Source organism: Hanamia caeni (assembly GCF_003721595.1).
Classification (GTDB): domain Bacteria; phylum Bacteroidota; class Bacteroidia; order Chitinophagales; family Chitinophagaceae; genus Ginsengibacter; species Ginsengibacter caeni.
Map to the genome: position 1 here is coordinate 1 of NZ_RJJR01000018.1, position 24,930 is coordinate 24,930.

Genomic DNA, 24,930 nt, shown 5'->3' on the forward strand with positions numbered 1-24,930 from the left:
GATTTCAGGATTAAAAGATTGTAGGATTTGCCTATCTTATCATCCTTCAATCTTAGAAATCTTAGTTCAGACAATTTCCACAATCGCGACCTCCTCCTCTCCTAACCCATACAACTCAAACACCAGCTTGTTATTTTTTCATCGGTATATTCTATTCTTGTTATTAATTGATTGTGTTTCTTTATTTCTCAAAAATAAAAACCGAAGAGTCCTGTTTTGCCGCAACATTATTAAATCGTATTCCTGTCACATTTCTTTGGCCGGAAGGGCAACATAAGGTATGTCTGCCTGTGCGGAATGACAATAATAGGGTGTCAATGTCTGTTCCATTTAACTTCAAATAAAGAGTATCACCAGCTCCATTTATGTAGCAATGAAGCCGGTTTTGAGAGTGATCTACAAAATTTTGTGGAATAGTATCATTAGTATTGATCATTTTAATACTATCCGAACTATATCTTGCATCTGCACCAAAAACAAGATCTTTATGAGAAACCTTATCGATTACTTTAAAATTAAATGCGCCATTACAAGGAGGTTTAACTACACATTCGCAACTTTCAAGAAGGCCAACTACGGCAAAAATTATTAGAAGTAAGAAGATTTTTTTGGTGATTGTCATTTTTAATTTTTCTCTAAGACCGCATCACAACTTTAAAAGCTGCTTGCATTTCTTGTTAGCATTTATCTTTGGATGGCTAAGATAATGAATAGTGAACGAAGAAATAATCGGGATTTGTATTTTGGAATAAGGAATTATTTGTTACAACTTTGGATAAACAGGAAATTTAATTAAACACAAATTCCAGGTATTTTTTGCCATCATCGGCAGTTATCCAGTCCAGCGATTCTACTTCGTACATGTAAGTATAGATTCCATCATCCGGAACTTTTACATACGTTCTACCGCCTATCTGCATCCTGTGTTTCTGATAATATTTGGTAAAATACGCCTTTGCTGCTTCATCAGCGATACCATCAAGAGCGATTATCCTTTCTTCATATTCAAGTACGTCAGGGATTGTATTTTTTTTCGTTTTATCTTTTTTATGAATTGTAGTATAAACAGGAGGCTCCACTTTGGTAAGGTATTCAGGAACGCTGCCATCTTTTAAAAAGTAAACGGCAACAGCCACATTTTCCCAGGGTTGCGCATCCCGCTGAAGATGAGTAATAATACCAACAAGCGGCAACGCTTTCGCATCCATCAGCCGTGCACTCACCTCACTGGAGGCAGCCGGTAAGTAGCCAATCATTTCCTGCTGCCAGTAAACTGCCACTGCAAATTCATCGTGTTCATTATCCGGCTGGCGGCGCAACTCTACAATATCCTGCTCCTGCATGTGGGGCAACAATTCCATTCCTTTATAGAAGCGAAAACCGGCCACAAAACTTTGCAGCAGAAACACTTTTTGCGAAGCAGCTACTTGGGCAATAGAAAGGAAACCAAGTCCTGGTATGCCTACAAGCCTTTTAAGAAAACCTGATCTGTTCATTTGGTTTTTTTTAATGTTCTTAAATGCTCAGGTTGGCAACCCTTGAATCCTACCAATGTTCTGCCAATTCATTTTGAAGTTCGCTTGTAGAATAGAAATTAAGCTTCGATTTGGTTGAAGAATAATTCTGGAAATCTTGCTGTTAGTATTCAGGATTCCGCTGAAAGCAATGTTTGTATCAACTACAATTCTCATAAGCCAATTTTCTGCCTGGTTTTATTCCAACGTCCTTTTTTAATTTTTTTTACCAGATCATCTACTTCCTTTTGACTTGCCTTTGATTTTTGTGATATTTCCCCGAACGTGAACAAATCAGCAATATCCTGTAAGTCCTTCAGTTTAGTTGAAGAGGGTAAACGAAAAATAATCTCTTTTGATGTTCTCTCTATGACCATTTTTTTGCTTTTTGTAAATATACGATTTTAGGACTCCACAATCCTCCTCTCCTCCTTTCCCAATCCACACAACTCAAACACCAGCTTGTTTATTTTTTCATCGGTGGCTATTATTCTGCCTCATCCGCCTCCTTCAATGCTTGCATTTCAACATCAATTCCCAATCTAAAGTCAGTTTGTTTAATTTTTGCAAGGATCGGCTTTACCGATGGAATAATCCCTTTAAGTTTTGCCTTGACGATAACACCAATTGTTCCGGTATAATTTAGTTTCAGTTTTTGCGCAATTTTCCTCGCACGGTAATCGTCAATTATTATCGTACTATCGGGTGTTTCAAGAGCTAATGCAATAGCGCTTGCTTCCCCGGTATCAACCTGCATTTCTAAAAGCTGCTGTCTATAGTTATCTTTAACGCTTTCGATTTCTACCCAATCAGGAAGGGGCTCCCCGTACTCAGTAACTATTTCAATTGTTGTGGTGATTCTTCCATAGACTTTCTGTAACAAATCAAGTTCACTGATATTTGTCAGCACAATAAGACAACTGGTATCTGATATGATCGTCCTATGCATTGACAACATCTCTTGATAAATCTGAAGCCGGATAATTAAAGATGGAAACGTTATATTTTCCCAACAGTTCAGCAAAGGTTCTTTTTGTTAAGCCGGCAACGTCTGCCGCCTGTCCTAATGACAATTTACCCTGCTCATATAGTTGAGATGCAACAAGCATGGCAACTTCTTTGTTGTCTATGTCTAAGGTGTCCGGGATATTCAGTGTTACCGTTTTCATGTATCAAACTTAACGAATTTCAAAGACATATAGCTGCAGATTAACATTCACAAGCAATTCTTATTTATTAAATATTGATTGGATTTTTATAACAATCCTATCATCCTTCAATCTTATAAATCATAGTTCAGACACCCTCCACAATCCTCCTCTCCTCCTCACTCAATCCATACAACTCAAAAACCAGTTGATTGATTTATCATCCGTATATTTTATTCTTGCTTTTAATTGTCTGAACTAAGATTTTCAGGATTAAAAGATTGTAGGATTTGCCTATCTTATCATCCTTCAATCTTAGAAATCTTAGTTCAGACAATTTCCACAATCGCGACCTCCTCCTCTCCCAATCCATACAACTAAAACACCCGCTTGTTTATTTTTCATCGGTGTATTTTAGTCCCCCTTTCCTCCTCACTCAATCCTTACAACTCAAAAACCAGTTTTTCTTTCTACATCAATATCAATTTCAATTTCTTTCAGGGAGTCAGTAATATAGTTGGTATAATTCATTGCATCGGCAACAAATTCTTTCAAATCCTTTTCCATATAGACATGCTCACAAGGAATTTCTTTTCGAAAAAAAATTGTGGCATAGAATTCAAAATCATCGCCATAATGTTTCAGCGGTTCGTCGGAATGGTTGGTTTTTGCTTCAATTTCTAACGAGCCACTTTCAAAGAAAACGGACCATGTTATCCAATAAACACCATGCATTTTTGTTTTTGAATACATAATATCAAAATCAAAAATATCAAGACAGACATTCCAGTTTTTGAAAGTTTCCGGATTATCCAGGTTTTCAATCAAGTAATTTATTTCAGCTCCCTTTTTCCTATCACTTTCTTTTGCATATTTTAAAGACACTACAAAATTTACAAATACCTTTAGAATCTGCAATTGGTTTAATGTGTTCCAATCCATTACCCAAAAATTATTTTTCGAATCTTTGTTCATTTTTATTAATTTCCCTTCCCCTCATCCTTCAATCTTAAAAACAGCAAACGAACTTTTTTTAAAGATTTTTATTTTATAAGGCCCCTTTTACTTCGGCATAATTCTTTGAAACAGCGATAGAATATTTATTCTTATTTACCCAAATCATTGCTGGCTGGAACGCCAACAACAGCAGGAAAAATTTTAAGAATACCCATATAATTCAAAAATTCTAAAGTTATTTGATAAGCATTCTCAGCTTCGGTTGGAGTAATGTCTTTATTTTGATGAATAACTTTATTCCTAAGTTTTCGAATTGCGTCAACTTTTCTAATAAATATTTTAAAGTTTTCGTCATTTGTTTTATGAATTAAAGGCAATTCGATATTAAGGAGATATGAAATTCCTACTTGGCTTTCAAAATCATCAATCTTGTTTTTTGAAATTCCTTTAGCTAGTTTGGCTTTTCTCAAATAACTAACAATTGCAACTTCTAAAGATGTCCACGTTTCAATAAACGCATATTTATAATTTTTATGAACATTTAGCTCTTCTCTTGCTCTTAGAAGAAATTCTTGTAGTGAATTCGTCTTTGATTTTTTCTTAAAAAAATCAGTTAAGTCAGCAGCGATTTTAGTTTCATCTGATTGAAGGCGTTTTCCTTGAGTACCCCAAAATGGAAGTGTCATTTGCTTTACGCCCAATTTAAATTCTCTTGATATTTTATTTCTATCTTCTTTTGGTAATTTTAATTCATCTTCAGAATAAATGTAAAAATATTCTTTAGTTACAATAGATACATATGTTGTTTTAGTTATCGATAAAGTGAGAACATCACCTGAAACATGGCGGTAACAATCTATAAAATAATCAAGTGCTTTACGAGCTATAGAAATATTATCCGCTTTCTTGGTAGACTCAAATAATAATACAATTTCCGTATAATCTTTAGTGTAAAACTCGGTATAAAGATGTTTTCGATTATCTAAAGCATACGCTATATTGCCATCGGTAAATTCAATTACTAAAGAGCCCTTTCCAAGGTCGATTTCTTTTTTAATTAATTCATGATGTCTTAAACCTTCATTGTCAGTATGACCTACTATTTTATTATTAAAATCATTTGTTATCAAAGACCTTAAAGTCTTAATTATAATAACTGAGTAATTGTAATCCTCAAACTCAAAATCAAAAGGCGACTTTTGATTTATATAAATATGAGATGGGTAGAAAATGTGAAAGTAATAACATCCTAACTCTTCCATTGTTCATGATTTTATATTTTAATGGAGCAACTTAAACCTATTGTCATCTTTTGTCCAGTGATAGGTTGTACTGAAAGGGAAACCGTATTCATCAGTATAATTTATTTGAATTTTAAATGTTTCGGTTAAAATAGCTGGGTTATTTTCTAAATAATTGTCAGCATCAATATGTGTCCCTGTAACATTCTGAATTAACTTTACCCTAAACTCTCTTGTCTCGTGTGTCTGAAAGGGCTCAATTTTTCCAAACTCCCCTTCAATAAATGTTTTGTCAGGCAAATTGACATATTTCACTCTGATGTTGTATGCAGTAAAGCTTGAATTGTTCCTAATTTCTAATCTATAATTCCAGCTTAAACGCCAATACATTTGTGGATTATTTATTCCTACGTAAATTACAGGTGGATTGTTAACAGTATAGCCTCGTGGATTTCTTCCTGAATGTGTCCATGTATGGTGCATAACAATTCGAGGTCTATTTGCAAATTTCATAAGAACACTTACAATAAATGAACTTCCTGAAACAATAATTCCGATTAGGGGTTCAATTTGCAATGTTCTACTATACCAAATAATTGATAGTATCATAGCAGCAATTTCGGCAAGTATTGTAATAGTATTAGTTAGAAGTTTCACGTTTATTTAAGGTTGTAAAAAACTTCATACGACATTTAGTGTTGATGTTATAAGAAGCAATCTATTAAAAAATTCCATTTAGCAATCAATTATTCAGCGTTATACTTTCTCAATTGTTATTAGTGCAATCCAATCTCAAATAATTTCACCCTCCACAATCCCCCTTTCATCCTCACTCAATCCATACAACTCAAAAACCAGTTGATTGATTTTATCATCTGTATATTTTATTCTTGCTTCTAATTGATTGAGTTTATCGGGTAAGTTGGTTTGTTGTTTTTCTTTTTGCAATTGCAGCATCGTTTCTACTAAATGAATGATTGAGCAGTTTACAGACCTATAAGGTTTTGAAAACCTTATAGGTCTTTCCCTCCACAATCCCCACTTCCTCCTCCCCCAATCCATACAACTCAAAAACCAATTGGTTGATTTTATCATCTTGAATTATCCATGTGTTAAACCGGGAGGATTACCTTTATTAGGAAGTTTAGGTTGTTCACGAATCCCAGGTTTTGGAGGTTGTGGTTTTGGAGGTTGTGGTTTCGGTGGTTGTGGTTTTGGTTTTGGTGGTTGTGGTTGTGGTTGTGGTTTTGGAGTTGGTGTGTTTGGTCTTGAGGGAATTGATTTACTCATTGTTTTTGATTTTTTAAAATTAAAGTATCATTAGGAAAGATTTTTTTTATTGTACTTTCATTCTTGCCATAGCTCAAATTCTTTTCTACAATAAGATTAATACAGACAAAAAATGAGAACGAAAATATCCCTGCAAGAAAGGAAATTACAGCCCATTTTCTTAAATTCTTCAAAGTATCCTTACTATCATTTAAGAAAGAGTTTGTTTTGCCTTTGATTTCACTCACTTGTGATTTGGTTAAAATATCATCATCATCATATAGAGTATTGTCTATAATAAAATCATCGGTTAATTTCCATAATTGATCACTTGCATTTGCGGATTTTAAAAAAGCATACATCATAATACCAATTGATACAATTATGAGACCCCAGCCAATAAATAGGAGAGCAAAATATTCAGCTTGCACAATTTTAATAATGTCCTTTATAAAGCTTATAGAAAACGCAAGAATCCCTCCGGAAACCAATAAGAAGTTTTTTTCAAATTCCGTCAGATCTCTACTTAAAGCTGAATAACAATCATCTTTATATTTCTTTAAATCTTTTACTTTCATTGGAGATTATTGCTGTTTTTCTATCTACGAAAATAATTTTTTTGAATACAAATGTGCAAGTGTTTTATAAACATATTCCCTTAGATGTTGTGCATAAACTTTTAATAGGTCTTATGCTCCCACAATCCCCCTTTCCTCCTCCCCCAATCCATACAACTCAAAAACCAGTTGATTGATTTTATCATCTGTATATTTTATTCTCGCTTCTAATTGATTGAGTTTCTCCGGTAAGGTGGTTTGTTGTTTTTCTTTTTGTAATTGCAACATCGTTTCTACTAAATGAACGATTGAATCATGAAGAGATTTTTCAGCTTTGTTATTAAAATCAATTATTCTAATAGGAAGTTTTCGAAGTTCTGCCAATGTGGTTTGCCTGAAATCATCTTTTGTGGCAATTGAAGAACTATTTATATACAGCCAGGAAAAGAGACTACTATTAATAAGGCCGAGAACATATTTTGTTTTAAAGTCCTTATTGGTAATTATAAAAGGATTTAAATCTTTTTTGAAAACACCTTCTTCAGCAAAGTAAGTTGCATCAATTCTATCTTGCCGATTAATAATTCTTCTAATTAGAATTTTCTCATTTTGAATATAAAATTTAATAAGCGATTGCATATTTTCTAAATCAACAAAATATTTATCTTCTTGTAGGAATGAATATCGCCTGACTGTTGCTTTTATAAATGGTAAAGTCCATTTGTTTTTATTACCATTAATTTCCTTAAATCTACTACTGGAAAGTCCTTGCGTTGAAATACTGATTTCGCCTAAATCTATACACTTTTCATTGTGGAATCTTTGATAAGTTTTATGCAGATTGCTATCATAAATCAATTTATAATTATCCTATTAATCTCAGATAAATTTACTTTTTCAAACTGTAGATTATTAATGCTTTCGATTTTATTTTTCTTATTGAATCCGTGAAAATTATAAAATGCTTCCGGCTTCTTTGAAAAAATGAAAATGCCTGTATCTACATAAGCATCTTTAAATACATCATACGGTAAGTTTATAATTTCTCTTATGCCGTATTGCGTAATTATTTTTTTTCTAAAATCATTATAATTTTCTCCAGTTTGCCATGTTTGAGTTGATATAAATCCAATTAACCCATTATTATTGATTAATTGAAACCCCTTCAAAATGAATAAAACGGAAGTATCATATTTTCTATTTAGTTCATTGAAATTCGTTTTATAATATTTCTTCTCTGCATCATTGAAAAATTCAATTGGTATATACGGCGGATTCCCAATCACACAATCAAATCCTCCCTCCTTAAAAACTTTTGGAAACGCATGCTGCCAGCTAAAGGGTTTTACTTTCTTTTCTATTCCTGGTTCAAAATCCAACTCCCCTTCATAAAAATCCATGTCAATCAAACTGTTGCCGCTTTTGATATTGTCATCCAGCGTGGGCAACACCCTTTCGCCAAACTGCATCTGCGCGGCAAGGCTGCTTTTGGTTTCGCCTTCCATACATTTCAGCACCAGGCTTAGCTTGGTTACTTCCACCGCCTGCGCATCTATGTCAACCCCGAAAATATTATTCAGCAATATTTGTTTCTTTACTGCCGTCGTCAGGTTTCCATCAGGCGTTAATGGCAAATGATTCCTTTCCTTTTGCGCGTCGGTTCGTTGTTTGGTGGTGTATTCGTTGCTGCCGGCAATGGTTGTCAGTTCATCAAACCTGGGTTTATAATATTGCTGGTGCCAGTTTAATAAATACTGATAAGCGCCAATTAGAAAACTGCCGCTGCCACAGGCCGGATCTACAATCTTTAATTTCGCAATTTCTTCGGGCGTTTTCTTATCCGTTAATTTGCCAACCGTGTTTTCTACAATATAATCTACAATATATTGCGGGGTATAATAAACGCCGCCTGCCTTGCGCACTTCCGGCTTTTCTTCTATCACCGCTTTGTGGCCGGGGGTAAGCCTGATCTGTTTTCCCAAAAACTGCTCATAAGCGCTTCCCAGTATTTCCACGCTTAGCACACTGAACTCATAAGGGCTAATGGGATAATACAATTCGTTCAGAATATTTTTCAGCACCTTGTTATCCAATACCAGTCCGGCGCTCAGCGTATCTTTCCTAAAATTAAAAAGTCCGCTGTTGTATTTGCTGTCGGCTTCTTTAAAATATTGAAAGAGATTTTGGTAATACGCTTCGCCATGTAGAAAAGTTTTCAACCTTCCGTATTCTTCCACGCCCCTATCTTCGGCAATGCGCAAAAAGATCAGCCGGTCAATTGTCTGCTGAACGGTATAATTAATTTCATCTTCATTCAGGTGAATATTCCTTAAAGCAATATTTTGCGCCAGTTGCTTGCGCCATTCATCCAGCGAAACGAGGAATTCTTTGTCAACCGTGGAAGTGCCTTTTTTGTTACTGTCGCTTTGTACATATTTATCAAAGCCGCCTTTCAGCACTTTTTCCTTGCTGAAATTATCCCAGATAAAATCAAACTGCGGCAGGTAATCTTTATAGGTAATGTATTTGATGCGGCTGGTGCTGGCCTTGTCAGTAATGTTTGGCTTTTTACTGCAATCATACACCGCAAACTCTTCAAAATCAGTAAGAATAGAAACGGGCAGTTTGGCGCTCCATGCATAGCGGCGTACCTGGTAGGCAGGCAATATTTCATCCTTCACATATACGCTTGGCTTTTTGGCTTCTACAAAAAACAAGCGCTTGCCACCCGGCAGCCGGAAAGAATAATCGGGCGCTTTGGTGGCGCTGCCAATTTTTATTTTGTCTTCGTGGATCACTTCGCGGTAAGCTTCTGCATTGCCCGCCGAGTTGTTCATATCCCAACCCAGTGCTTTAAAGAACGGATCAATAAAATCCTTACGGGTAAGCGTTTCGTTGTAATCGCTTTTTTTATAAGAAGGCAATTGTTCTGTAAAACGTTCTACCAGTGCAGCAATTTGTAAATGGGCTTCTTCTTTTGAATACATGCAGTTTCGGGTTGATAAGCATTTAATGGATCAAATGTAAAGGAAATATTTGTTTTGTTGCCGGGGCAATCCCTTGCGGTTGCCCTTTATCATCATTATGCCCATTACATTTTGGCGTACGGGCAATCCCTTGCGGTTGCCCTTTATCATCATTATATTTATACAAACGGGCAGGGGTGAACCCGTATCTAAATGGGCGGGGGTGAACCCCGCCCCTACCGATAAAATTTATCCTTATCCCACTGCTGCGGATTATTAATAATGTATTCACTGATTGTATTATAGGACAATTCGTTTCTGATGATGTGTTCGTAATAATTACGTTGCCAAATTCTGCCCATGATTTCATTCCTGGATTTGTAAATTTTTAAACATTCGTTTGATACCAATGATTTGTATGCACCCACAATGTCGCCAATCGTAGGGGCGGGATTTACCCCCGCCCCATATTCACGAACCCCCGCCCGATTTTCGCAGGTATGGTCATTTTGGGCAGGGGTTTGGGCAGGGGTTTGGGCAGGGGTAAACCCTGCCCCTACGGAAATAATACCATGCATGTGATTCGGCATAATCTGAAAAACATCTAATGTAAAATTGGGAAAACGTTCCGGTAATTTAATCCATTCATTATATGCAATCATGCCAAATTCATTTAATAACATTTCATTTTTTTCAATCTTTCCAAAACGACATTTCATCTCCTGGCAACAACTTGTTATGAAATATAATCCGGCAGCGGAATAATCATATCCTTTCAAGCGAATGGATCTTCTGTGATGTATTTTTGGATTGTATTGCATTTCTAATATTGAGTAATAACAAATTCATGTCATCCGGTTTTTTGCAACATGAAAAAAATTTGCCTGGTGGTAAACGTAATTGTAACGTTCTATCCACGCGAAAATTTGTTAGTGAACTTTTCTCTGTTTTGAATACATGCAGTTTCCCTGATAAGCATTTAATTGATTAAATGTAAAGGAAATAATTGTTTTGTGACAGGAATAACCCTCACGACAGAGATGCCCGCCGCCTGTGTGACAAACAACTTAATCTTTTTCCCAAAAAAGATATTTATTAGTGGCAACTTAATCTTCTTTTTCACGAAAAAGATAGTTATTACGCCAAAAAAAATATTTATTGGCACCCTGTTAATTTGGGCCAGAGCGTGTGGGTGAAAACCATCTGCTCTACCAGCCGCTGCACTATCAAGGGCCTGGAACCAGGTAAAAAATAGTGGCTCCGGACGTTTGTTACCGGCAGCAAAGGGCAACAGGTAATGGGCGCTATGATGCTCAGTCCTTATGTGCAATAATTGGCAAATACTAACTGCCCATTTTATTGCAAAGCCGCTTCCGTTTGGGAGGCGGCTTTTTTTTAAATAGAGATTATAATTATTGGTTACTGATTATTGTTCTTAAAACTTATAACTTAAAACTTAAAACTTAGTACAACAACCTCACCTTAATGGTATGATTCACTTCTTTTAATAATTCCAGTGCTTCGTGCGAAAGATTTTTATTTACATCTAATACAACATAACCAATCTCGTCATTGGTTTTCAGGTACTGGCCCAGGATATTTATTTTATGGGAAGAAAGCTGTGTATTAATTTCTGATAATACACCGGGTACATTTTTATGAATGTGCAAAATGCGGTGCGTATTTTCATGGGGAGGAAGATTGAGCGGTGGCACTGTATGAGAGCCCGTTGTAATTCCTTTCTCTAAAAAATTAAATAATTTATTACTTACGTCTTCGCCAATATTTTGCTGGGCTTCTTCGGTAGAACCACCGATGTGAGGCGTTAAAATTACATTACTCAAACCCTGCAAAGGCGTTTCAAAATGTTCACCATTTTTGGCGGGCTCGGATGGATACACATCGATGGCCGCGCCGCTCAAATCGTTATTGAGCAAGGCTTTTCTTAACTCGTCAAGGTCTACAACTTTCCCTCTCGCATAGTTTATCAGAATGCTGCCTTTCTTAAAAAAAGGAATATTGGTTTTATTAATCAGGTTTCTCGTTGAAGGCAAATCCGGAACGTGCAGTGTAACAATATCGGCTTGCTTTAAAACATCTTTCATTGTTTTTTTGCTCTCCGCATTTCCCAGGGGCATTTTAGTTTCGGTATCATAAAAAATCACCTTCATGCCGAATGCCTCTGCCAGCACGCTTACCTGCGAACCTATATTTCCATAGCCAATGATGCCCAAAGTTTTGCCGCGCAATTCATGACTGCCAGCGCTCTCTTTCATCCAGATTCCGCTATGGGCCGATTTATTTTTGTCAGGTATTCTCCGGATTAAAAATATGGAAGAGGCGATTACCAATTCGGCTACAGAGCGCGTATTGGAGTAAGGGGCATTAAACACCGCCACCCCTTTGCTGGTTGCCTCCTTTAAATCCACCTGGTTAGTGCCAATACAAAAACATCCGATGGCCTGCAGCTTTTGAGCATGTTCTAAAACGGCGGGTGTAATCTTTGATTTAGACCGGATGCCCAGCAAATGGACATTCTTAATTTCTTTAATTAAATCGCTTTCAGACAGCGCTCCTGTTAGTCTTTTAACAGATACATAACCATTTTCTAAAAATTTTTCTGCTGCTGCTTTGCTGATATTTTCCAGTAAAAGAATATTTATTTTTTCTTTAGGATAACTAGTTACTTTTTTCTCAGGCATATTAAAATTGTAATGTAATATTGCAAATATAACTCCTAAATCCCTGAAATTTTTTTGATGACACTTAGAAATTTTTTTGTTGTTGTTGTAATTATATTTTTTGCTCTTCCTTCCTGCAGCTCAAACAGCGCGAAATCAAAACCAGCTAAATCAGACAGCACGGGCTATGTAGCTCCGGAACCGGGAGAAATTCCGCCGGCAGTTTCGGCGCGTTACAAAAACGAAATTCAAAATTTTTATGACAATAAATTATTGAGGACAGGCTTCAATGGCGCGATACTCGTTGCCAAAAAAGGAAAGGTGATCTTTGAAGATTATCATGGTTATTTTAATGTGCAAAAGAAAGATTCAGTCCTTGATAAGCACAGCGCTTTTCATATTGCGTCCGTTTCAAAAACCTTCACAGCCATGGCCACCTTGAAGCTTGCTGAGATGGGCAAACTATCTATTTACGATGATGTAAAAAAGTTTTTTCCAAAATTTCCTTATGACAATGTAACAGTAAAAGATTTGCTGAGCCACAGAAGCGGACTTCCCAACTATCTTTATTTTATGGATAAATTGGGATGGGATACCAAAAAGCATTGCGACAATGAAGATGTGCTTGACTATTTAATCAAATACAAACCTGCGGCCACCAGGCCTAATACGCATTTTACTTACTGCAATACCAATTATGATCTTTTAGGCCTTATTATAGAAAAAGCATCAGGCGAATCTTATGCGGATTTTCTGCAACAGCAGTTCTTTACGCCACTTCATATGAACGATACCTATGTATGGAACATAAAAGACAGCGCCTCAGCCATGCCGTCTTTCGATTTCAGGGGACGACAGGAAGCCTTCACTTTTTTGGATTGCGGATTTGGCGATAAAAATATTTATAGTACGCCGGAAGATTTGTTGAAGTGGGACCAGGCCTTATACACTAATGAAATATTTTCTAAGAAAACATTGGAAGAAGCATTTTCGCCTTACAGCAACGAAAAGCCCGGTATCAGGAATTATGGCTATGGCTGGAGAATGAATGTATATCCTGATGGCCGGAAAGTGATTTACCATAATGGTTGGTGGCATGGAAACAATGCTGTATTTATCCGGATGATACAGGATTCGGTAACGATCATCGTTTTAGGAAATAAATACAACCGCAATATTTACCTGGCTAAGGACATGGAAAAAATCTTTAACAGCGAGTCCGTTCCTTCCGCAAACGAGGATGAGAATGCAGAAATTCCACAGGAAGAATTAATAACAAAACCATTCACCCCCAAGCCGAATGTGGATTCCCAGCCAGTACCCAAAAAGCCCGTAAGAAAACATCCGGCAAGTACACGGAAAAAAAGATCGCGTTAGCTTTGGCAGTAAAGCCATAAATAATACCGTTTTTTATTTTATTAGCGAACGTCAGCAATTTCGTATAAGCACCACCGTTATAAAAGTTCCCACTTTTTAGCGATACAAATAAATTGCACGCGCACTAAGGCATTGCGATCGAATACATTGAATGCCGTAAAGCAATAAATAACCGGAGTTATTTTTTTGAAAGATATAATTGCCCGCGGCTATTTTTTTTGCAAGGTTGTGTTTCATTTGGATAAATGGTAAATGTCACAATACGCCACTAAAATCGGCATGTTTAGCCCTTGTTCTTCTTTTTACATCAGTTTACTTTTGCTAAGAAAATATATGTTCGGCAGCGGCTACAAAAACCAGGAACATCATGGACAAAAGAGTACAATTTGATTTTGAAATTTATTTTACCAACGGAGGAAGCTTGAAAGGGCAAGACTTCCGGCTTGACATACAGGGCGATGATATTTCTGACAAAGAACTTACAGACTATATTGTAGAAGATCTAAGATTGCTTATGGTAGGGGAAACTAAAATCTTAAATAAAACAATTTTGGCAGAACCCCATAAAAGAAGGCTAATGAACGCCGAAAGAGAAAGTGACTTATTGATTGATTTAAGTCACACAATAGAAGATGGACTGGTAACTTATAAGAATTTACCTGCACCCATTATTTGCGATTATTTAAGCAGGGAAAATTCAAAACAATTTTATGAAGAAGGAACTGAATTTCAAATCGGAAAAATTGAAATGGTGACAAATACAGGCACTTATCTTGATTGCCCGTTTCATAGATTCGAAAACGGTAAGGACCTTTCAGAAGTTGGATTAACATCTTTTACCGACCTTGATGCAATTGTGATTAGTGTGCCCTATTCAGAAACATTAGCGATTACAAAAGAGCACCTAATCAATCGCGAAATCAGAAACAGAGCAGTTTTATTTCATACCGGTTGGGACAAAAACTGGAATACAGAAAAATATTATGACAACCACCCCTACCTGACAGAAGAAGCTGCGAAATATTTGAAGGATTGCAATGTAAGATTAGCAGGTATCGACTCCCATAATATTGACGATACCTCCGGAAAAACAAGGCCGGTTCATACCACACTTTTAGGAGCAGAAATATTAATAGTTGAGCATCTCTGTAACCTCCATTTATTACCTGAAGAGGGCTTTACTTTTAGTGCTGCACCTCCCAAATTTAAAGGTGCCGGCACCTTCCCGGTAAGGGCAATGGCTAAACTGCCAAAAAGCAGGTGACGAAAGAAAACAAGGATTTAGCCATCTTGAGCTGATTTTTCTAAAAAGCATTTCACGCTCTCAACGACTTAACCCCGCTTTCTCCGCTAATAGAATATGATTATTAAATCTAAAAAAAATGTTGCAAGCATGGAAATTATAAACATTGACCACATCGTGTTAACGGTAGCTGATATTGAGAAAACTACCCGTTTCTATTCAAGTGTTTTAGGCTTTGAAGTAGTTACTTTTCACAACGGCAGAAAGGCGTTGATATTTGGCAATCAAAAAATTAACCTGCATCAAAAAGGAAAAGAATTTGAGCCAAAAGCAGGTAATCCAACATGTGGCTCTGCTGATGTGTGCTTCATTTCACGAACGGACGTAAAAGTTATTCTGAAAGAATTGAAGGAAAAAAATGTGGAAGTGGTGCAGGGCATTGTTGAGCGCACCGGTGCAACCGGGAAAATCAATTCTGTATATTTCAGGGACCCTGACAGTAATTTGATTGAAGTAAGCAATTATATAACAAATCCATTTATGTAGAAATGAAAAAAATATTAATAGCCGGAGCTACAGGATACCTGGGTAGCCATATTTTGAATGAACTTAAAGATCAAAAATATTCAGTCCGTGCGATTGTCAGAAACCGTGAAAAATTAAAACAATTAAATGCAGATGTCGATGAGGTTGTTGAAGCAGAACTTACTAAACCGCTGACGTTGGTAAATTGCTGCAACGGCATTGAAACGGTTATTACTTCAGTTGGCATCACAAGGCAAAAGGATGGGCTGAATTATATGGATGTAGATTACCAGGCAAACTTAAATCTCTTACATGAAGCTTTAAAAAGCGGCGTTAAACGATTTATTTATGTGTACATTTTCAATGCAGACAAAATGGAAAATTTAAAAATCATACAGGCAAAGCAAAGATTTGTGCAAGCCCTGAAGAGTTCAGGAATTAATTATTGCCTTATCAATCCAACAGGATTTTTTTCAGACATGCGTGAGTTTTTGGGTATGGCAAAGAAAGGTAAAGTATATCTTTTTGGAAAAGGCGATTGTCAAATAAATCCTATTGATGGCGGAGACCTGGCTAAAGTGTGCGTAAACGCAGTCGCAAGTGAAGAACGTGAAATAAATGCAGGTGGCCCGGAAATTTTTACCTACACACAGATTGCCACGACTGCTTTAACAACATTAAACAAACCGAAAAAAATTACGTACATACCGGTTTGGGTAAAAAACGTCATTCTGTTTCTACTTCGAAATTTCTCAAGCGTACGGTTTTATGGACCCATTGAATTTTTGCTTACTGTATTAACAACAAATATGGTTGCCCCGCAATACGGAAATCATACACTGGAAGACTATTTTCTTGAAAGTATCTCTGAAAACTTCATTGCATAATGCATGATGATATTAATTTTAAAAAGCCTTTCTTTTTTGTCACTGTAAATCGCGAACCTGTGCGTGCTTAATAAGTAAGTAGAACTTACATTACTTCCCACCTTGAATGATACTACGCGGGATCCTTGTTTCGGCATATGACAGTCGGATGCAATTTATTTTGACCTGGTGTGATTGCTTTTGCCAACCTTGTGCGACCTTATATCCTTAATAACTTTTTCAAAGGCTTCGTGTTTTTTCAAAATGCTCTGTAGAATTTTTTGTATCGCTTTCATAAGATTTTAATTCTTCGAATGTTGTAAATTTTTTAACTGCTTTCATAATCTACTGTTTAATGCATTACCGCGCTGCATTAATCTACTTTAAGAGAAAACCGCTTTCTCTATCTATCAAAAACAACAAATATTGAGCGAATCACAAGTTAAGAAGTGAAAACCTCACGAGTTCTATTTGCAACCGAATTGTATGAGTAAATGAACAAATAATGCGGATTTAATGCACCATCATGGCACAGCCGATAAGTTTTGAAGTGGGTTACAGATCACAAATATTTTTTCAATTTAGGCACCAGCAAATCTGCAATCATCGAAAAGCCCTTGTCAGAAGGGTGAAGTCCGTCAAATGTAACATTCATCGCACCTACAGGATAAGGGTATTCATCTGTTGCAGGATTAAAAGGAATACCGATAAATTCAGGATAGGGATAATTTTTATACCTGCCGGTTTCCGGGTCTTTCAAACGTTTATAATTTACCAGGCTTTTCAGGCCCATACCTTTTTTGTGATAAAGGTCGATACAATCAAAATGTTCATATTTCGCGATGGCCTTAATAGCCCGGGCAAATGCTTCCAGTGATTGCCCATTCTTCTCTTTATACGATCCCCAGGCATTATTTTTCATGCCATTGATGTATACAAAGTCTACGCGTTGCATGGGCGTTATCAATATGATGTGAGCATCTTTATTTAGGCTGCGAAGCTTATTGATGATAATCCTGAAAGAACCATACACGGTTGTATTGCCGGTATTGTTAAGGTAATCGGTGAACACACCAACCGGCCTTCCGGCCCACCAGTCGTTGGTTCCCAGGAAAACAGAATATACATCTGCTTTTATGATACCGAGGTTATCAATTTCTTTGGCGATGCCGCCGGAGGTCCAGCCATTATGCCCCTGGTTGATGTAATGAACATTTGGTAATTTTTCAACCACCCTGGTCATGTATCCTTTAGCGATCCTGTTGGCTGTTTCATCAGGATGTTCATTCAAATACGTGATAGAATCACCAATAGCCACCCAAATAATTTTTCGGGGAGTGAATGAAATGGCGATCATGCCAACAGCCAATAACCAAACCAGTTTTTTCATTTTTATTAATTTATGTGTTGATTCTTCCAAAGGAAAACTAGACAATATAACCGGTACAATGAAAATCCGAAGCAGATAAGGGATCGATGCAGAAATTCCTCTTTTCAGATCAAAAATTACGGTTATTGTTGATACCAAAGCTACGATTCAAGGCGGATAAAAACGAGCTTGTCGAAGGCGTCCAAAATATGGAAGAAGTGTCGGTCTGAGCCTCGCCCTGGTTCATGGCGCACGAAACTATTTAGTTTTCTTTAAAAAATGATGCTAGCTTGTCAAATGGGATTTTATCCAACCTGTCATATATAAATCAATTTGGTCTGCTTACGGCTATGAAGACTGCATCCGCATGAGCTATACAGAAAAGGCTATCATTGCTGATAACCTTTTAAAAACATTGCAGACATGTACAGGAAGCCAAAAGTAATTTTACCTCATTTAGTTTTGCATTTTCCCGTGTATCTGATCACAACTCAGCGTTAGTTGCAAAATCTGGCCACCACCGGGAGGCATACCAAATCCCCACTCAGAAACATATAATTTCCCATCAGGGCCGAAGGTCATCGCTGTCGGAAGATTGAGCCCGGAAATAATGACCTGTTTGCTTCCCGAACGATCTACTCTTACAATATCACCTGTGCCGGGAGTTGGAAATGGATTGTTGGTAAAATTTTCCAGCACATACATTCCCCCGGATTCATCAAAGGCCACTCCAAGAACTGCATTAAATCCCTCAACGCTATCGGTTATGCGACCGTCCATACTAATCTTATATACCTTTGATTGATTCATTGCCGGAAACGTGGACAAATTGCCAAGATAAAAATTCCCATTATTATATGCCAATGCGGTGGGTACGATATGGCCCTCTACAGCAGACACATCAATCACGCGGGTGATTTTGCCATTAGTAGAAATTCTGTCGAGCTCGCCATGGTTGGGCTCTACTGCATATAAATCGCCGTTGACATTTACCATACTGTACCATGTACCATCGGGTTCAAAGTCATCTTCTTCAGGATTGGCTACCGGATGATTCATTAAATATCTGCTGAGATCGGTAACCATGTTCCATGATTTATTTGGGTTTACCCTGATCAATTCATTCGGAATACCGATCACCCCATGAGAGCATCCGGCGCCTCCAAATATAGCGTATAAGGTATGCCCCACAAATGCCACGTCTGCAACACCACTGACCAGGCTTCCCTGGGACGGGCTGGTCTGGCTGGATGGCAAATTATCAACATAAGTAACACGCTTGCCTGCAGTGTTGATTCTTGAAATGCGGCTGCCGTCGGTGCTTCCGGTATAAGGACCAACCGGTGGAATAACCTGTGTACAGTTGGTGGTAGTCTGTCCGCCAATACCACCCTCCGCTACATAAAGCTGATTATCCGGACCAAACTTTAAGCCTCTCGGATTGTTTAAACCTGTTGCAAAAACCTTTGAAGTGGCCGTAATCTGGTCATCGCCGTTACAAAAATGAGCACCATTTTTTTTACAAGCTGTAAAGAACAGTGTAAGAATTATCAATGAAATAAATTGAAATAAATTTTTTGTTTTCATTGCCTAAATTTTAAATTTTGAAAATAGAATGACAAATGGTTTTTCATACAAGCCATTTTATATCCCGATTGCATGTATGGTTTACGTGACTCTTTTGTACGCAAGATTTTTAAGGATCATTCCGGCAATGCAGGATGCTGAAATAAATACTGGCCGTTTTCAAATGAGAAGAAAAGGCTTTCATTATTATATTTTTTTCTTTGGCGGAATAAAAATTATAACAGCGAGTATTGATATAAAGAGATATTGGAGAAATGAAAATTTTCAGTGATCTGTGGGAGGAGAAGTAAAATAAATACCAGGGTCAGTAACCAAATTTAAATTAAATTTTATTACTAAAAAAAATAATAATATATTACCAAAGCGCCGGGTAAAAACCGATAACAGTCAGTGTAAATGCGGGTTTCAGCCAATGATTCAAAAATGACAGTGAAGCAGTAAATAATAAAGATTCGTGTTTTCGGCGAAGTGATTCTTTTTCCTGGCAACATTGAAAACTGAGGCGCGCCATTACAAATTATTACTTTCTTCCTCTTCGAAAAATTGTTGCGCCGTGCCTAACCGGGCACGCTCCTGCAGGTGATTGATGATGTCTGCCGCCCGCTTGCCGTGATGATTTATTCTTTCAAGATTGCTCATTAAATCCTCCGCAATTTGTTTCTTATCTTCTTCATCTCCGGAAGAAACCATTTCCTCTACCAGGTCTTTGGAAACATCTGAAAAGTTATTGACGAAATTGAGCGGATTTTGTATTTCGTGCGCCATACGCTTTGCCATCACACCAAATGCCGCCATCTTCTCAGATTGTACCAGTTGCTCCTGCGTGCTTTTTAAATTTTCATATGCTGCCTCCAACTTGATATTCGCTTTTTGCTTATACCGGTACCGGTTAATCAATGCTACAAGCAGCAACAACAATACGGCGCTGCCTGCAATAATTGAATTGCGGATATTGCGTTGCATGATATCTTTTTTTTCCTGCGTTGCCCGCGCTGCGGCTTCTTTTTTATCAAACGCATATTGCATCGCCGTTTCGGTAAGCTTTTTGTTTTTTTCTATATTGAACATGGAATCTTTTAAAACGGAAAAATTCTTGTAACTCGCCAATGCCCCATTGTTATCACCAAGCAACGCCTGTATTTCACTTAATTGATTGTAGCAGGAAGACAAAGTATTTAAATCACCAATTTCTTTACTGATCTGTATCGCACTGTCAGTATAGGCTTTGGCCTTTTGCAACGTGGCTGTCTTTCCTTTTGCAGTGTCTCTTGCCAGCTCCAAATAAATGTTTCCTATATTGCCCAGGCTGGCAGCGGTTTCAATTTTTACCCCTAACTCTTCACTTATTGCCAGCGATTGAAAATGATATTCCAGCGCTTTTCTGTAATCTTTTTGTTCAGCATAAATCACCCCGATATTACCCAGATCTCTCGCTATTCCATTTTTATCACCCAATTCTTTATACAACTGCAGTGATTTAAAATTGTATTGAAGCGCTTTTTCAGGGTTGTTTAAATTGCGGTACAACTCGCCAATATCGCCAAGATTAGCGGCTATGCCGCCTTTATTTCCCATTTGCTCATCAATTGAGTTTGCTTTTGTAATATAGTTCAGCGCTTTCTGATACTCTTTCTGGCTGTTATAAACAATGCCGATATTACATAAAGTAACCGCTATGTCGGGCTTATTGCCTATCTCCTCATTAATGCGCAATGCATCAAAATAATATTTTAAAGCGTCCGGGTATTGTGATAGATACCAGTGAATTACGCCGATATCACTAAGCATCCGCGCCGTTCCCGTCTTGTCGTCGATGTCCCGGAATTGTTGTAATCCCTTTAAAGAATATTCCAGTGCGGTGGCGTAGTCAGATTTTCCAAACCCGTAATTGCCCGCTATGGTTCTGTAGGCATTGGCTATTCCTTTTTTCCAGGCCAATTTTTCTGCAAGCGCTAAGGCACTTTTTCCATAACGCAAACCTTCGTCGGGATTTATAGAATAATAGGTATGGCTCAGGTCAATCAGCAGTTTCACTTTATTGGTATCCACACGCGATTTTGGTAAACCGACGAGTAAAGAATCAATGCGCTCTTGTCCCTGCCGCTGTGCCGGTGATTGATGCGCTATGGGAAAAGTAATAAGGAGAAGCAGGAAGAAATTTTTCATTTTTGACATCCGCTTTTGGCAATTGTAAATTAATCAATATTTGATAAATTTTAATATTTTAAAAGCAGATTGTATTCATTAAATTGGAAAGCTTTGTTCCTAAAGCTGAATTATGCAATACAAACAAGTATTAACCAATATCAACCAATTGTTGCCAATAACGATTATAGATTTCGATAAACGCTTTTTTATCACCACCCTGCAGCAATTTCAATAGTTCTATGCCAGAATATTTCTTATATGAATCCATTCTTTATGGCAACCTGATATCTGATATTGAGTTTTATATACCCAAGCAATAAAAGCAAAATTAAAATAGTTTTGGTAGTAAACATCAGGCAAAAACATAGATATAGAAAACAGCTTTTGTCAGACTCCCCGGGTTTGTTCTATCTTAAATTCTATTTTTATAACGCTCAATATAATATATAAAAAGTCTAAAAACGGGTTGCACCATCGAAATCAATTTCGAAAAATAATTTTGATGAAAAGAAACATGAGCCGCACTTTGGCAAAATTATTACCATCCCCACGACAACGCCATCTTCTTTCATTTCGGAAGATGTTACCAAAAAGTTGCTGGGCTTTAAAGACAGTACAGAATTGCCTCTTGTGAAAAACACCATGCTACTGCGTTATTATTAAACGGTCTGATGACGGCGTCAACCATAAGGCTCCTTTATTCTTTCTTCATTATATAAAAAAGAAATTTACTTAATTGATTTGTCGCAACTGGTGAGTAAATACTTTAGGAGAATTTGTTCTTGATTAGCTGTTCGTTCCAGTTTGCGGAGGGCACGAGGAGACATTCACTGTTTCTCATCTTTCACACATCTGAATCCCACATGTTCCAAGCCTGTATCAGGACTGCTTTTCATGCGACGAGCTACTCTGTAACCACTGCAATAAGCGTCATTGCACAGAAAACTTCCTCCACGTAAACTCTTTTTTGGAGTGTAAGGATCTTGGGGATCAAAACTTTTTTCAGGCCCTTGGGGATTTATTGCAATTGTTTTAAAAGATTGATAATAATAGGCATCGTACCAATCGCTACACCACTCCCACACGTTGCCGGCCATATCATACAAACCATAGCCGTTTGCAGAGAAAGATTTCACTGGCGCTAATTTCGCATATCCATCCTTCTTATCATTATAATAAGGAAAATTTCCTCCCCATGAGTTTGCCTTCGCTTTGCCGGAATTTATTGATTCATTTCCCCAGGGATAAATTCCATTTTTTAACCCGCCTCTTGCCGCATATTCCCATTCCGCTTCTGTGGGTAAACGTTTGCCTGCCCATTTACAATAAGCCACCGCATCGTACCAGCTCACCTGTACGACCGGATAATTTTCTTTTCCATCAATGCCGCTTCCCGGCCCTTCGGGATGTTTCCAATCTGCAGCTTTTACCCAACTCCACCACTGGCTATAATCGTTTAAATTAACAGGACCAGAAGTCTGTCGAAAGACCAGCGATGCCGCCACTAATACACTGTCGGGTGGTTTTGACGTACCGGGTGGAAGGGTCGATTTCATTTCTTCCCAATCTGGTTTTCTTTCTGCAGTAGTCACATAATGAGTTGCTTTTACAAATTTTGCAAACTCGGCATTGGTCACTTCATTCGCATCCATCCAAAAACTTCTTACCTGCACTTTATGCTTCGGATATTCATCCGAACTTGCCTGCGAATTATTGCCGCCCATCATGAACAAGCCACCTTTTATTAACACCATGCCTTTGAAAGAAGGGTCAACATTGAATTTTAAAGAAGAATCAAAAGAAGTATAGCAGAACCTCGCAGGTACCATCATACAGGATGTGCCAGTATCATTTTTAGCAGTGACGTAAGAGCTTTTTGTTTGGGTGTTATTAAATCCACTACATCCAAGAAATGTTATCAGGACTATAAAAAAGAAAACGAATTTTATATATTTCAATGATTTAGAATTTTTTGGGAATTTAGAAAATGAACTGGTGTTAAACAGCATTTATTATACTTGTATATCACTTTCGTTCTTTTTACCATTCCGCCCCTGCTGCTACAGGTAAGTCTGTACCAACATCCTTTGCTAATCTCTTCATTTCTTTTTCTAGTCGTTTAACTATTTCCGGGTGGTCTTTTGCTTGATTATATAGTTCCTGCGGATCATACTGCATGTTAAATAGCTCAATATCCCCTCCAACCCCCGTAGTGATTCTAAGTTTCCACTCTCCTAATCTAATGCCCTGACATGAATTGATAAAATATCCAAATTCATTTCTGGATGAATGTTGCTGAGCTCCGGTGAAGAAGGGCAACATGTCCATACCGTCTATCTTATAATGTGGTAGTTTACCACCACCTAATTTCAAAAACGTGGTAAAAATATCCATATTAGTGACCATTTCATCTGAGACCTGACCAGGCTTAATATGTCCTGGCCAGAGAATCATTGCCGGTACTCTGGGACCACCTTCATACGTGGTATGCTTGAAACCCCTCAGAGGCCCTGCAGATCCAGCATCCCAAGGGCTATTTCCAACTCCATACATTTCCCAATGTTTTTTCCAGTTGCTACCCTCAGGTTCCGTCGGCTTTAAAAACATTCTAGGGGGAGCTTCCCGCCAAGGTCCATTGTCTGAGCCAAGAAAGACAATTGTATTTTTTGAAAGTCCTTCTTTTTTAAGTGTTTCCATAATTTGCCCAACACTCCAATCTAATGCCATCATAACGTCCCCCCTAAGCCCCGCTCCTGATTTTCCTAAGAACTCCGGAGCCACATGTAGTGGCAGATGTCCCATGTTGTAGGCCAGATAAAAGAAAAATGGCTCCTTATCCTTTGCACTTTTCTTTATAAACCTAATAGCTTCCGCCGTATATTTCAATGTCAAAGAGTCTTGATCTACCGGATATTCAACCACCGTAGTGTCTCTGTACATCACTAATGGAACATCTGTAGGGACATATGGTCTCTTATAATCATTAGAATAAGGAAGACCTAACCAACTGTCAAAACCGCGATTCGTGGGTAAATATTTTTTAGGGTCATATCCGAGGTGCCATTTACCAGCCATCCCTGTAGCATATCCTGCACGACGGAGGCCTTCTGCAAGAGTTAAAATTGTATCAGGAAGTCCACCATGACCGCCGGCTCCCGTATTACCATTGAATTTAGTTCTTGCCATATATCGTCCAGTCATTAGCTCTGCTCTGGATGGAACACACCATGGAGCGGCTTCAAAAGATGTAAAACGAATCCCTTCGTTACCAAACCTATTCATATTGGGTGTTTTAGTCGTCGGACTCCCGTAGTTCTGCAGATCGCCATAACCTACATCATCCATAAGAAGGATAATAATATTTGGTTTTTCTTGTCCATGACACGGATTGCAATACAAAAAAGTATAAGTTAGTAGGAAAAAAATTATAAGATTTCTCTTTGTTCCTATGAAATTAATCATTGCTAAATAAGTTTTTATAA

General features: G+C 37.6%; 24 protein-coding genes. 5 read left to right on the forward strand and 19 right to left on the reverse strand.

Going from position 1 to position 24,930, the window contains the following annotated elements:
- Window positions 1-181: 181 nt before the first annotated feature.
- The 9 genes from EFY79_RS18310 to EFY79_RS18350 form a co-directional block, all read right to left on the reverse strand.
- Entirely contained in the window at window positions 182-622 is a 441-nt protein-coding gene (locus EFY79_RS18310; protein ID WP_123122197.1) for a hypothetical protein, read from the reverse strand.
- 166 nt (window positions 623-788) lie between these two features.
- The gene (locus EFY79_RS18315) at window positions 789-1,496 is read right to left on the reverse strand and encodes an HIRAN domain-containing protein (protein ID WP_123122198.1); all 708 of its coding nucleotides are present in this window, start codon (window positions 1,494-1,496) and stop codon (window positions 789-791) included.
- A 191-nt stretch (window positions 1,497-1,687) separates the two neighbouring features.
- Complete coding sequence (locus EFY79_RS18320) at window positions 1,688-1,891, reverse strand: hypothetical protein (protein ID WP_123122199.1); 204 nt, start codon at window positions 1,889-1,891, stop codon at window positions 1,688-1,690.
- A 110-nt stretch (window positions 1,892-2,001) separates the two neighbouring features.
- A complete protein-coding gene (locus tag EFY79_RS18325) occupies window positions 2,002-2,463 on the reverse strand; it encodes a DUF3368 domain-containing protein (protein WP_123122200.1) in 462 nt (153 codons plus the stop codon).
- Entirely contained in the window at window positions 2,456-2,683 is a 228-nt protein-coding gene (locus tag EFY79_RS18330) for a UPF0175 family protein (protein ID WP_123122201.1), read from the reverse strand. The genes EFY79_RS18325 and EFY79_RS18330 overlap by 8 nt, the downstream gene beginning before the upstream one ends.
- Before the next feature lie 429 nt (window positions 2,684-3,112).
- Window positions 3,113-3,637, reverse strand: a complete 525-nt coding sequence (locus tag EFY79_RS18335; protein WP_123122202.1) for a hypothetical protein — start codon at window positions 3,635-3,637, stop codon at window positions 3,113-3,115.
- 131 nt (window positions 3,638-3,768) lie between these two features.
- Window positions 3,769-4,881 (reverse strand): hypothetical protein, encoded by a 1,113-nt coding sequence (locus EFY79_RS18340; RefSeq protein ID WP_123122203.1) that lies wholly within the window; start codon window positions 4,879-4,881, stop codon window positions 3,769-3,771.
- An 18-nt stretch (window positions 4,882-4,899) separates the two neighbouring features.
- Window positions 4,900-5,517: a hypothetical protein gene (locus tag EFY79_RS18345; RefSeq protein ID WP_123122204.1), complete on the reverse strand. Its 618-nt coding sequence runs from the start codon at window positions 5,515-5,517 to the stop codon at window positions 4,900-4,902.
- 135 nt (window positions 5,518-5,652) lie between these two features.
- Entirely contained in the window at window positions 5,653-5,955 is a 303-nt protein-coding gene (locus EFY79_RS18350; protein WP_148041970.1) for a hypothetical protein, read from the reverse strand.
- Here EFY79_RS18350 and EFY79_RS21490 point away from each other — a divergent pair.
- Window positions 5,939-6,184, forward strand: a complete 246-nt coding sequence (locus tag EFY79_RS21490; protein ID WP_158605248.1) for a hypothetical protein — start codon at window positions 5,939-5,941, stop codon at window positions 6,182-6,184. The two genes, EFY79_RS18350 and EFY79_RS21490, sit on opposite strands and share 17 nt — an antisense overlap.
- On the opposite strand, the gene EFY79_RS18360 is transcribed toward EFY79_RS21490, so the two are convergent.
- The 5 genes from EFY79_RS18360 to serA all read right to left on the reverse strand — a co-directional run bounded on the left by EFY79_RS18360 (window position 6,147) and on the right by serA (window position 12,354).
- The gene (locus EFY79_RS18360; RefSeq protein WP_123122207.1) at window positions 6,147-6,707 is read right to left on the reverse strand and encodes a hypothetical protein; all 561 of its coding nucleotides are present in this window, start codon (window positions 6,705-6,707) and stop codon (window positions 6,147-6,149) included. The genes EFY79_RS21490 and EFY79_RS18360 overlap by 38 nt on opposite strands.
- A 111-nt stretch (window positions 6,708-6,818) precedes the next feature.
- Window positions 6,819-7,544, reverse strand: coding sequence for a TaqI-like C-terminal specificity domain-containing protein (locus EFY79_RS18365; RefSeq protein WP_123122208.1), 726 nt, complete (start codon window positions 7,542-7,544; stop codon window positions 6,819-6,821).
- Complete coding sequence (locus tag EFY79_RS18370) at window positions 7,541-9,673, reverse strand: Eco57I restriction-modification methylase domain-containing protein (RefSeq protein WP_123122209.1); 2,133 nt, start codon at window positions 9,671-9,673, stop codon at window positions 7,541-7,543. Before EFY79_RS18370 ends, EFY79_RS18365 begins: the two co-directional genes overlap by 4 nt.
- A 215-nt stretch (window positions 9,674-9,888) precedes the next feature.
- Window positions 9,889-10,473: a transposase gene (locus EFY79_RS18375; protein WP_123122210.1), complete on the reverse strand. Its 585-nt coding sequence runs from the start codon at window positions 10,471-10,473 to the stop codon at window positions 9,889-9,891.
- Window positions 10,474-11,115: 642 nt separating this feature from the next.
- A complete protein-coding gene (serA, locus tag EFY79_RS18385) occupies window positions 11,116-12,354 on the reverse strand; it encodes a phosphoglycerate dehydrogenase (protein ID WP_123122212.1) in 1,239 nt (412 codons plus the stop codon).
- A 57-nt stretch (window positions 12,355-12,411) separates the two neighbouring features.
- Here serA and EFY79_RS18390 point away from each other — a divergent pair, with 57 nt between their 5' ends.
- The 4 genes from EFY79_RS18390 (at window position 12,412) to EFY79_RS18405 (ending at window position 16,365) form a co-directional block, all read left to right on the forward strand.
- The gene (locus tag EFY79_RS18390; protein ID WP_123122213.1) at window positions 12,412-13,710 is read left to right on the forward strand and encodes a serine hydrolase domain-containing protein; all 1,299 of its coding nucleotides are present in this window, start codon (window positions 12,412-12,414) and stop codon (window positions 13,708-13,710) included.
- A gap of 367 nt (window positions 13,711-14,077) precedes the next feature.
- Window positions 14,078-14,974, forward strand: coding sequence for a cyclase family protein (locus EFY79_RS18395; protein WP_123122214.1), 897 nt, complete (start codon window positions 14,078-14,080; stop codon window positions 14,972-14,974).
- 129 nt (window positions 14,975-15,103) lie between these two features.
- On the forward strand, window positions 15,104-15,499 hold the full coding sequence (locus EFY79_RS18400) for a VOC family protein (protein WP_123122257.1): 396 nt from the start codon (window positions 15,104-15,106) through the stop codon (window positions 15,497-15,499).
- Between the two features lie 2 nt (window positions 15,500-15,501).
- Window positions 15,502-16,365, forward strand: coding sequence for an SDR family oxidoreductase (locus tag EFY79_RS18405; RefSeq protein WP_123122215.1), 864 nt, complete (start codon window positions 15,502-15,504; stop codon window positions 16,363-16,365).
- A 541-nt stretch (window positions 16,366-16,906) separates the two neighbouring features.
- Here EFY79_RS18405 and EFY79_RS18410 read toward each other — a convergent pair.
- The 5 genes from EFY79_RS18410 to EFY79_RS18440 form a co-directional block, all read right to left on the reverse strand.
- A complete protein-coding gene (locus tag EFY79_RS18410) occupies window positions 16,907-17,734 on the reverse strand; it encodes an SGNH/GDSL hydrolase family protein (protein ID WP_123122258.1) in 828 nt (275 codons plus the stop codon).
- A 435-nt stretch (window positions 17,735-18,169) separates the two neighbouring features.
- Window positions 18,170-19,300 carry a ScyD/ScyE family protein gene (locus EFY79_RS18415; protein ID WP_123122216.1) on the reverse strand — a complete coding sequence of 377 codons (1,131 nt, stop codon included), beginning with the start codon at window positions 19,298-19,300 and terminating at the stop codon, window positions 18,170-18,172.
- A 510-nt stretch (window positions 19,301-19,810) separates the two neighbouring features.
- Complete coding sequence (locus tag EFY79_RS18425) at window positions 19,811-21,466, reverse strand: tetratricopeptide repeat protein (protein WP_158605249.1); 1,656 nt, start codon at window positions 21,464-21,466, stop codon at window positions 19,811-19,813.
- A gap of 809 nt (window positions 21,467-22,275) precedes the next feature.
- On the reverse strand, window positions 22,276-23,406 hold the full coding sequence (locus tag EFY79_RS18435; RefSeq protein ID WP_233578050.1) for a formylglycine-generating enzyme family protein: 1,131 nt from the start codon (window positions 23,404-23,406) through the stop codon (window positions 22,276-22,278).
- 82 nt (window positions 23,407-23,488) lie between these two features.
- The gene (locus EFY79_RS18440) at window positions 23,489-24,910 is read right to left on the reverse strand and encodes a sulfatase-like hydrolase/transferase (RefSeq protein ID WP_123122221.1); all 1,422 of its coding nucleotides are present in this window, start codon (window positions 24,908-24,910) and stop codon (window positions 23,489-23,491) included.
- Between the last annotated feature and the right edge of the window lie 20 nt (window positions 24,911-24,930).

What these genes read in the sequence shown, in the direction of transcription:
- EFY79_RS18310 (WP_123122197.1), bottom strand. Translation starts at nt 622, where the DNA reads ATGACAATCACCAAAAAAATCTTCTTACTTCTAATAATTTTTGCCGTA.
- EFY79_RS18370 (WP_123122209.1), bottom strand. Translation starts at nt 9,673, where the DNA reads ATGTATTCAAAAGAAGAAGCCCATTTACAAATTGCTGCACTGGTAGAA.
- EFY79_RS18395 (WP_123122214.1), top strand. Translation starts at nt 14,078, where the DNA reads ATGGACAAAAGAGTACAATTTGATTTTGAAATTTATTTTACCAACGGA.
- EFY79_RS18425 (WP_158605249.1), bottom strand. Translation starts at nt 21,466, where the DNA reads ATGAAAAATTTCTTCCTGCTTCTCCTTATTACTTTTCCCATAGCGCAT.
- EFY79_RS18415 (WP_123122216.1), bottom strand. Translation starts at nt 19,300, where the DNA reads ATGAAAACAAAAAATTTATTTCAATTTATTTCATTGATAATTCTTACA.
- EFY79_RS18330 (WP_123122201.1), bottom strand. Translation starts at nt 2,683, where the DNA reads ATGAAAACGGTAACACTGAATATCCCGGACACCTTAGACATAGACAAC.
- EFY79_RS18390 (WP_123122213.1), top strand. Translation starts at nt 12,412, where the DNA reads ATGACACTTAGAAATTTTTTTGTTGTTGTTGTAATTATATTTTTTGCT.
- EFY79_RS18335 (WP_123122202.1), bottom strand. Translation starts at nt 3,637, where the DNA reads ATGAACAAAGATTCGAAAAATAATTTTTGGGTAATGGATTGGAACACA.
- EFY79_RS18405 (WP_123122215.1), top strand. Translation starts at nt 15,502, where the DNA reads ATGAAAAAAATATTAATAGCCGGAGCTACAGGATACCTGGGTAGCCAT.
- EFY79_RS18375 (WP_123122210.1), bottom strand. Translation starts at nt 10,473, where the DNA reads ATGCAATACAATCCAAAAATACATCACAGAAGATCCATTCGCTTGAAA.
- EFY79_RS18320 (WP_123122199.1), bottom strand. Translation starts at nt 1,891, where the DNA reads ATGGTCATAGAGAGAACATCAAAAGAGATTATTTTTCGTTTACCCTCT.
- EFY79_RS18350 (WP_148041970.1), bottom strand. Translation starts at nt 5,955, where the DNA reads ATGATAAAATCAACCAATTGGTTTTTGAGTTGTATGGATTGGGGGAGG.
- EFY79_RS18410 (WP_123122258.1), bottom strand. Translation starts at nt 17,734, where the DNA reads ATGAAAAAACTGGTTTGGTTATTGGCTGTTGGCATGATCGCCATTTCA.
- EFY79_RS18325 (WP_123122200.1), bottom strand. Translation starts at nt 2,463, where the DNA reads ATGCATAGGACGATCATATCAGATACCAGTTGTCTTATTGTGCTGACA.
- EFY79_RS18360 (WP_123122207.1), bottom strand. Translation starts at nt 6,707, where the DNA reads ATGAAAGTAAAAGATTTAAAGAAATATAAAGATGATTGTTATTCAGCT.
- EFY79_RS18400 (WP_123122257.1), top strand. Translation starts at nt 15,104, where the DNA reads ATGGAAATTATAAACATTGACCACATCGTGTTAACGGTAGCTGATATT.
- EFY79_RS18315 (WP_123122198.1), bottom strand. Translation starts at nt 1,496, where the DNA reads ATGAACAGATCAGGTTTTCTTAAAAGGCTTGTAGGCATACCAGGACTT.
- EFY79_RS18340 (WP_123122203.1), bottom strand. Translation starts at nt 4,881, where the DNA reads ATGGAAGAGTTAGGATGTTATTACTTTCACATTTTCTACCCATCTCAT.
- EFY79_RS18440 (WP_123122221.1), bottom strand. Translation starts at nt 24,910, where the DNA reads ATGATTAATTTCATAGGAACAAAGAGAAATCTTATAATTTTTTTCCTA.
- serA (WP_123122212.1), bottom strand. Translation starts at nt 12,354, where the DNA reads ATGCCTGAGAAAAAAGTAACTAGTTATCCTAAAGAAAAAATAAATATT.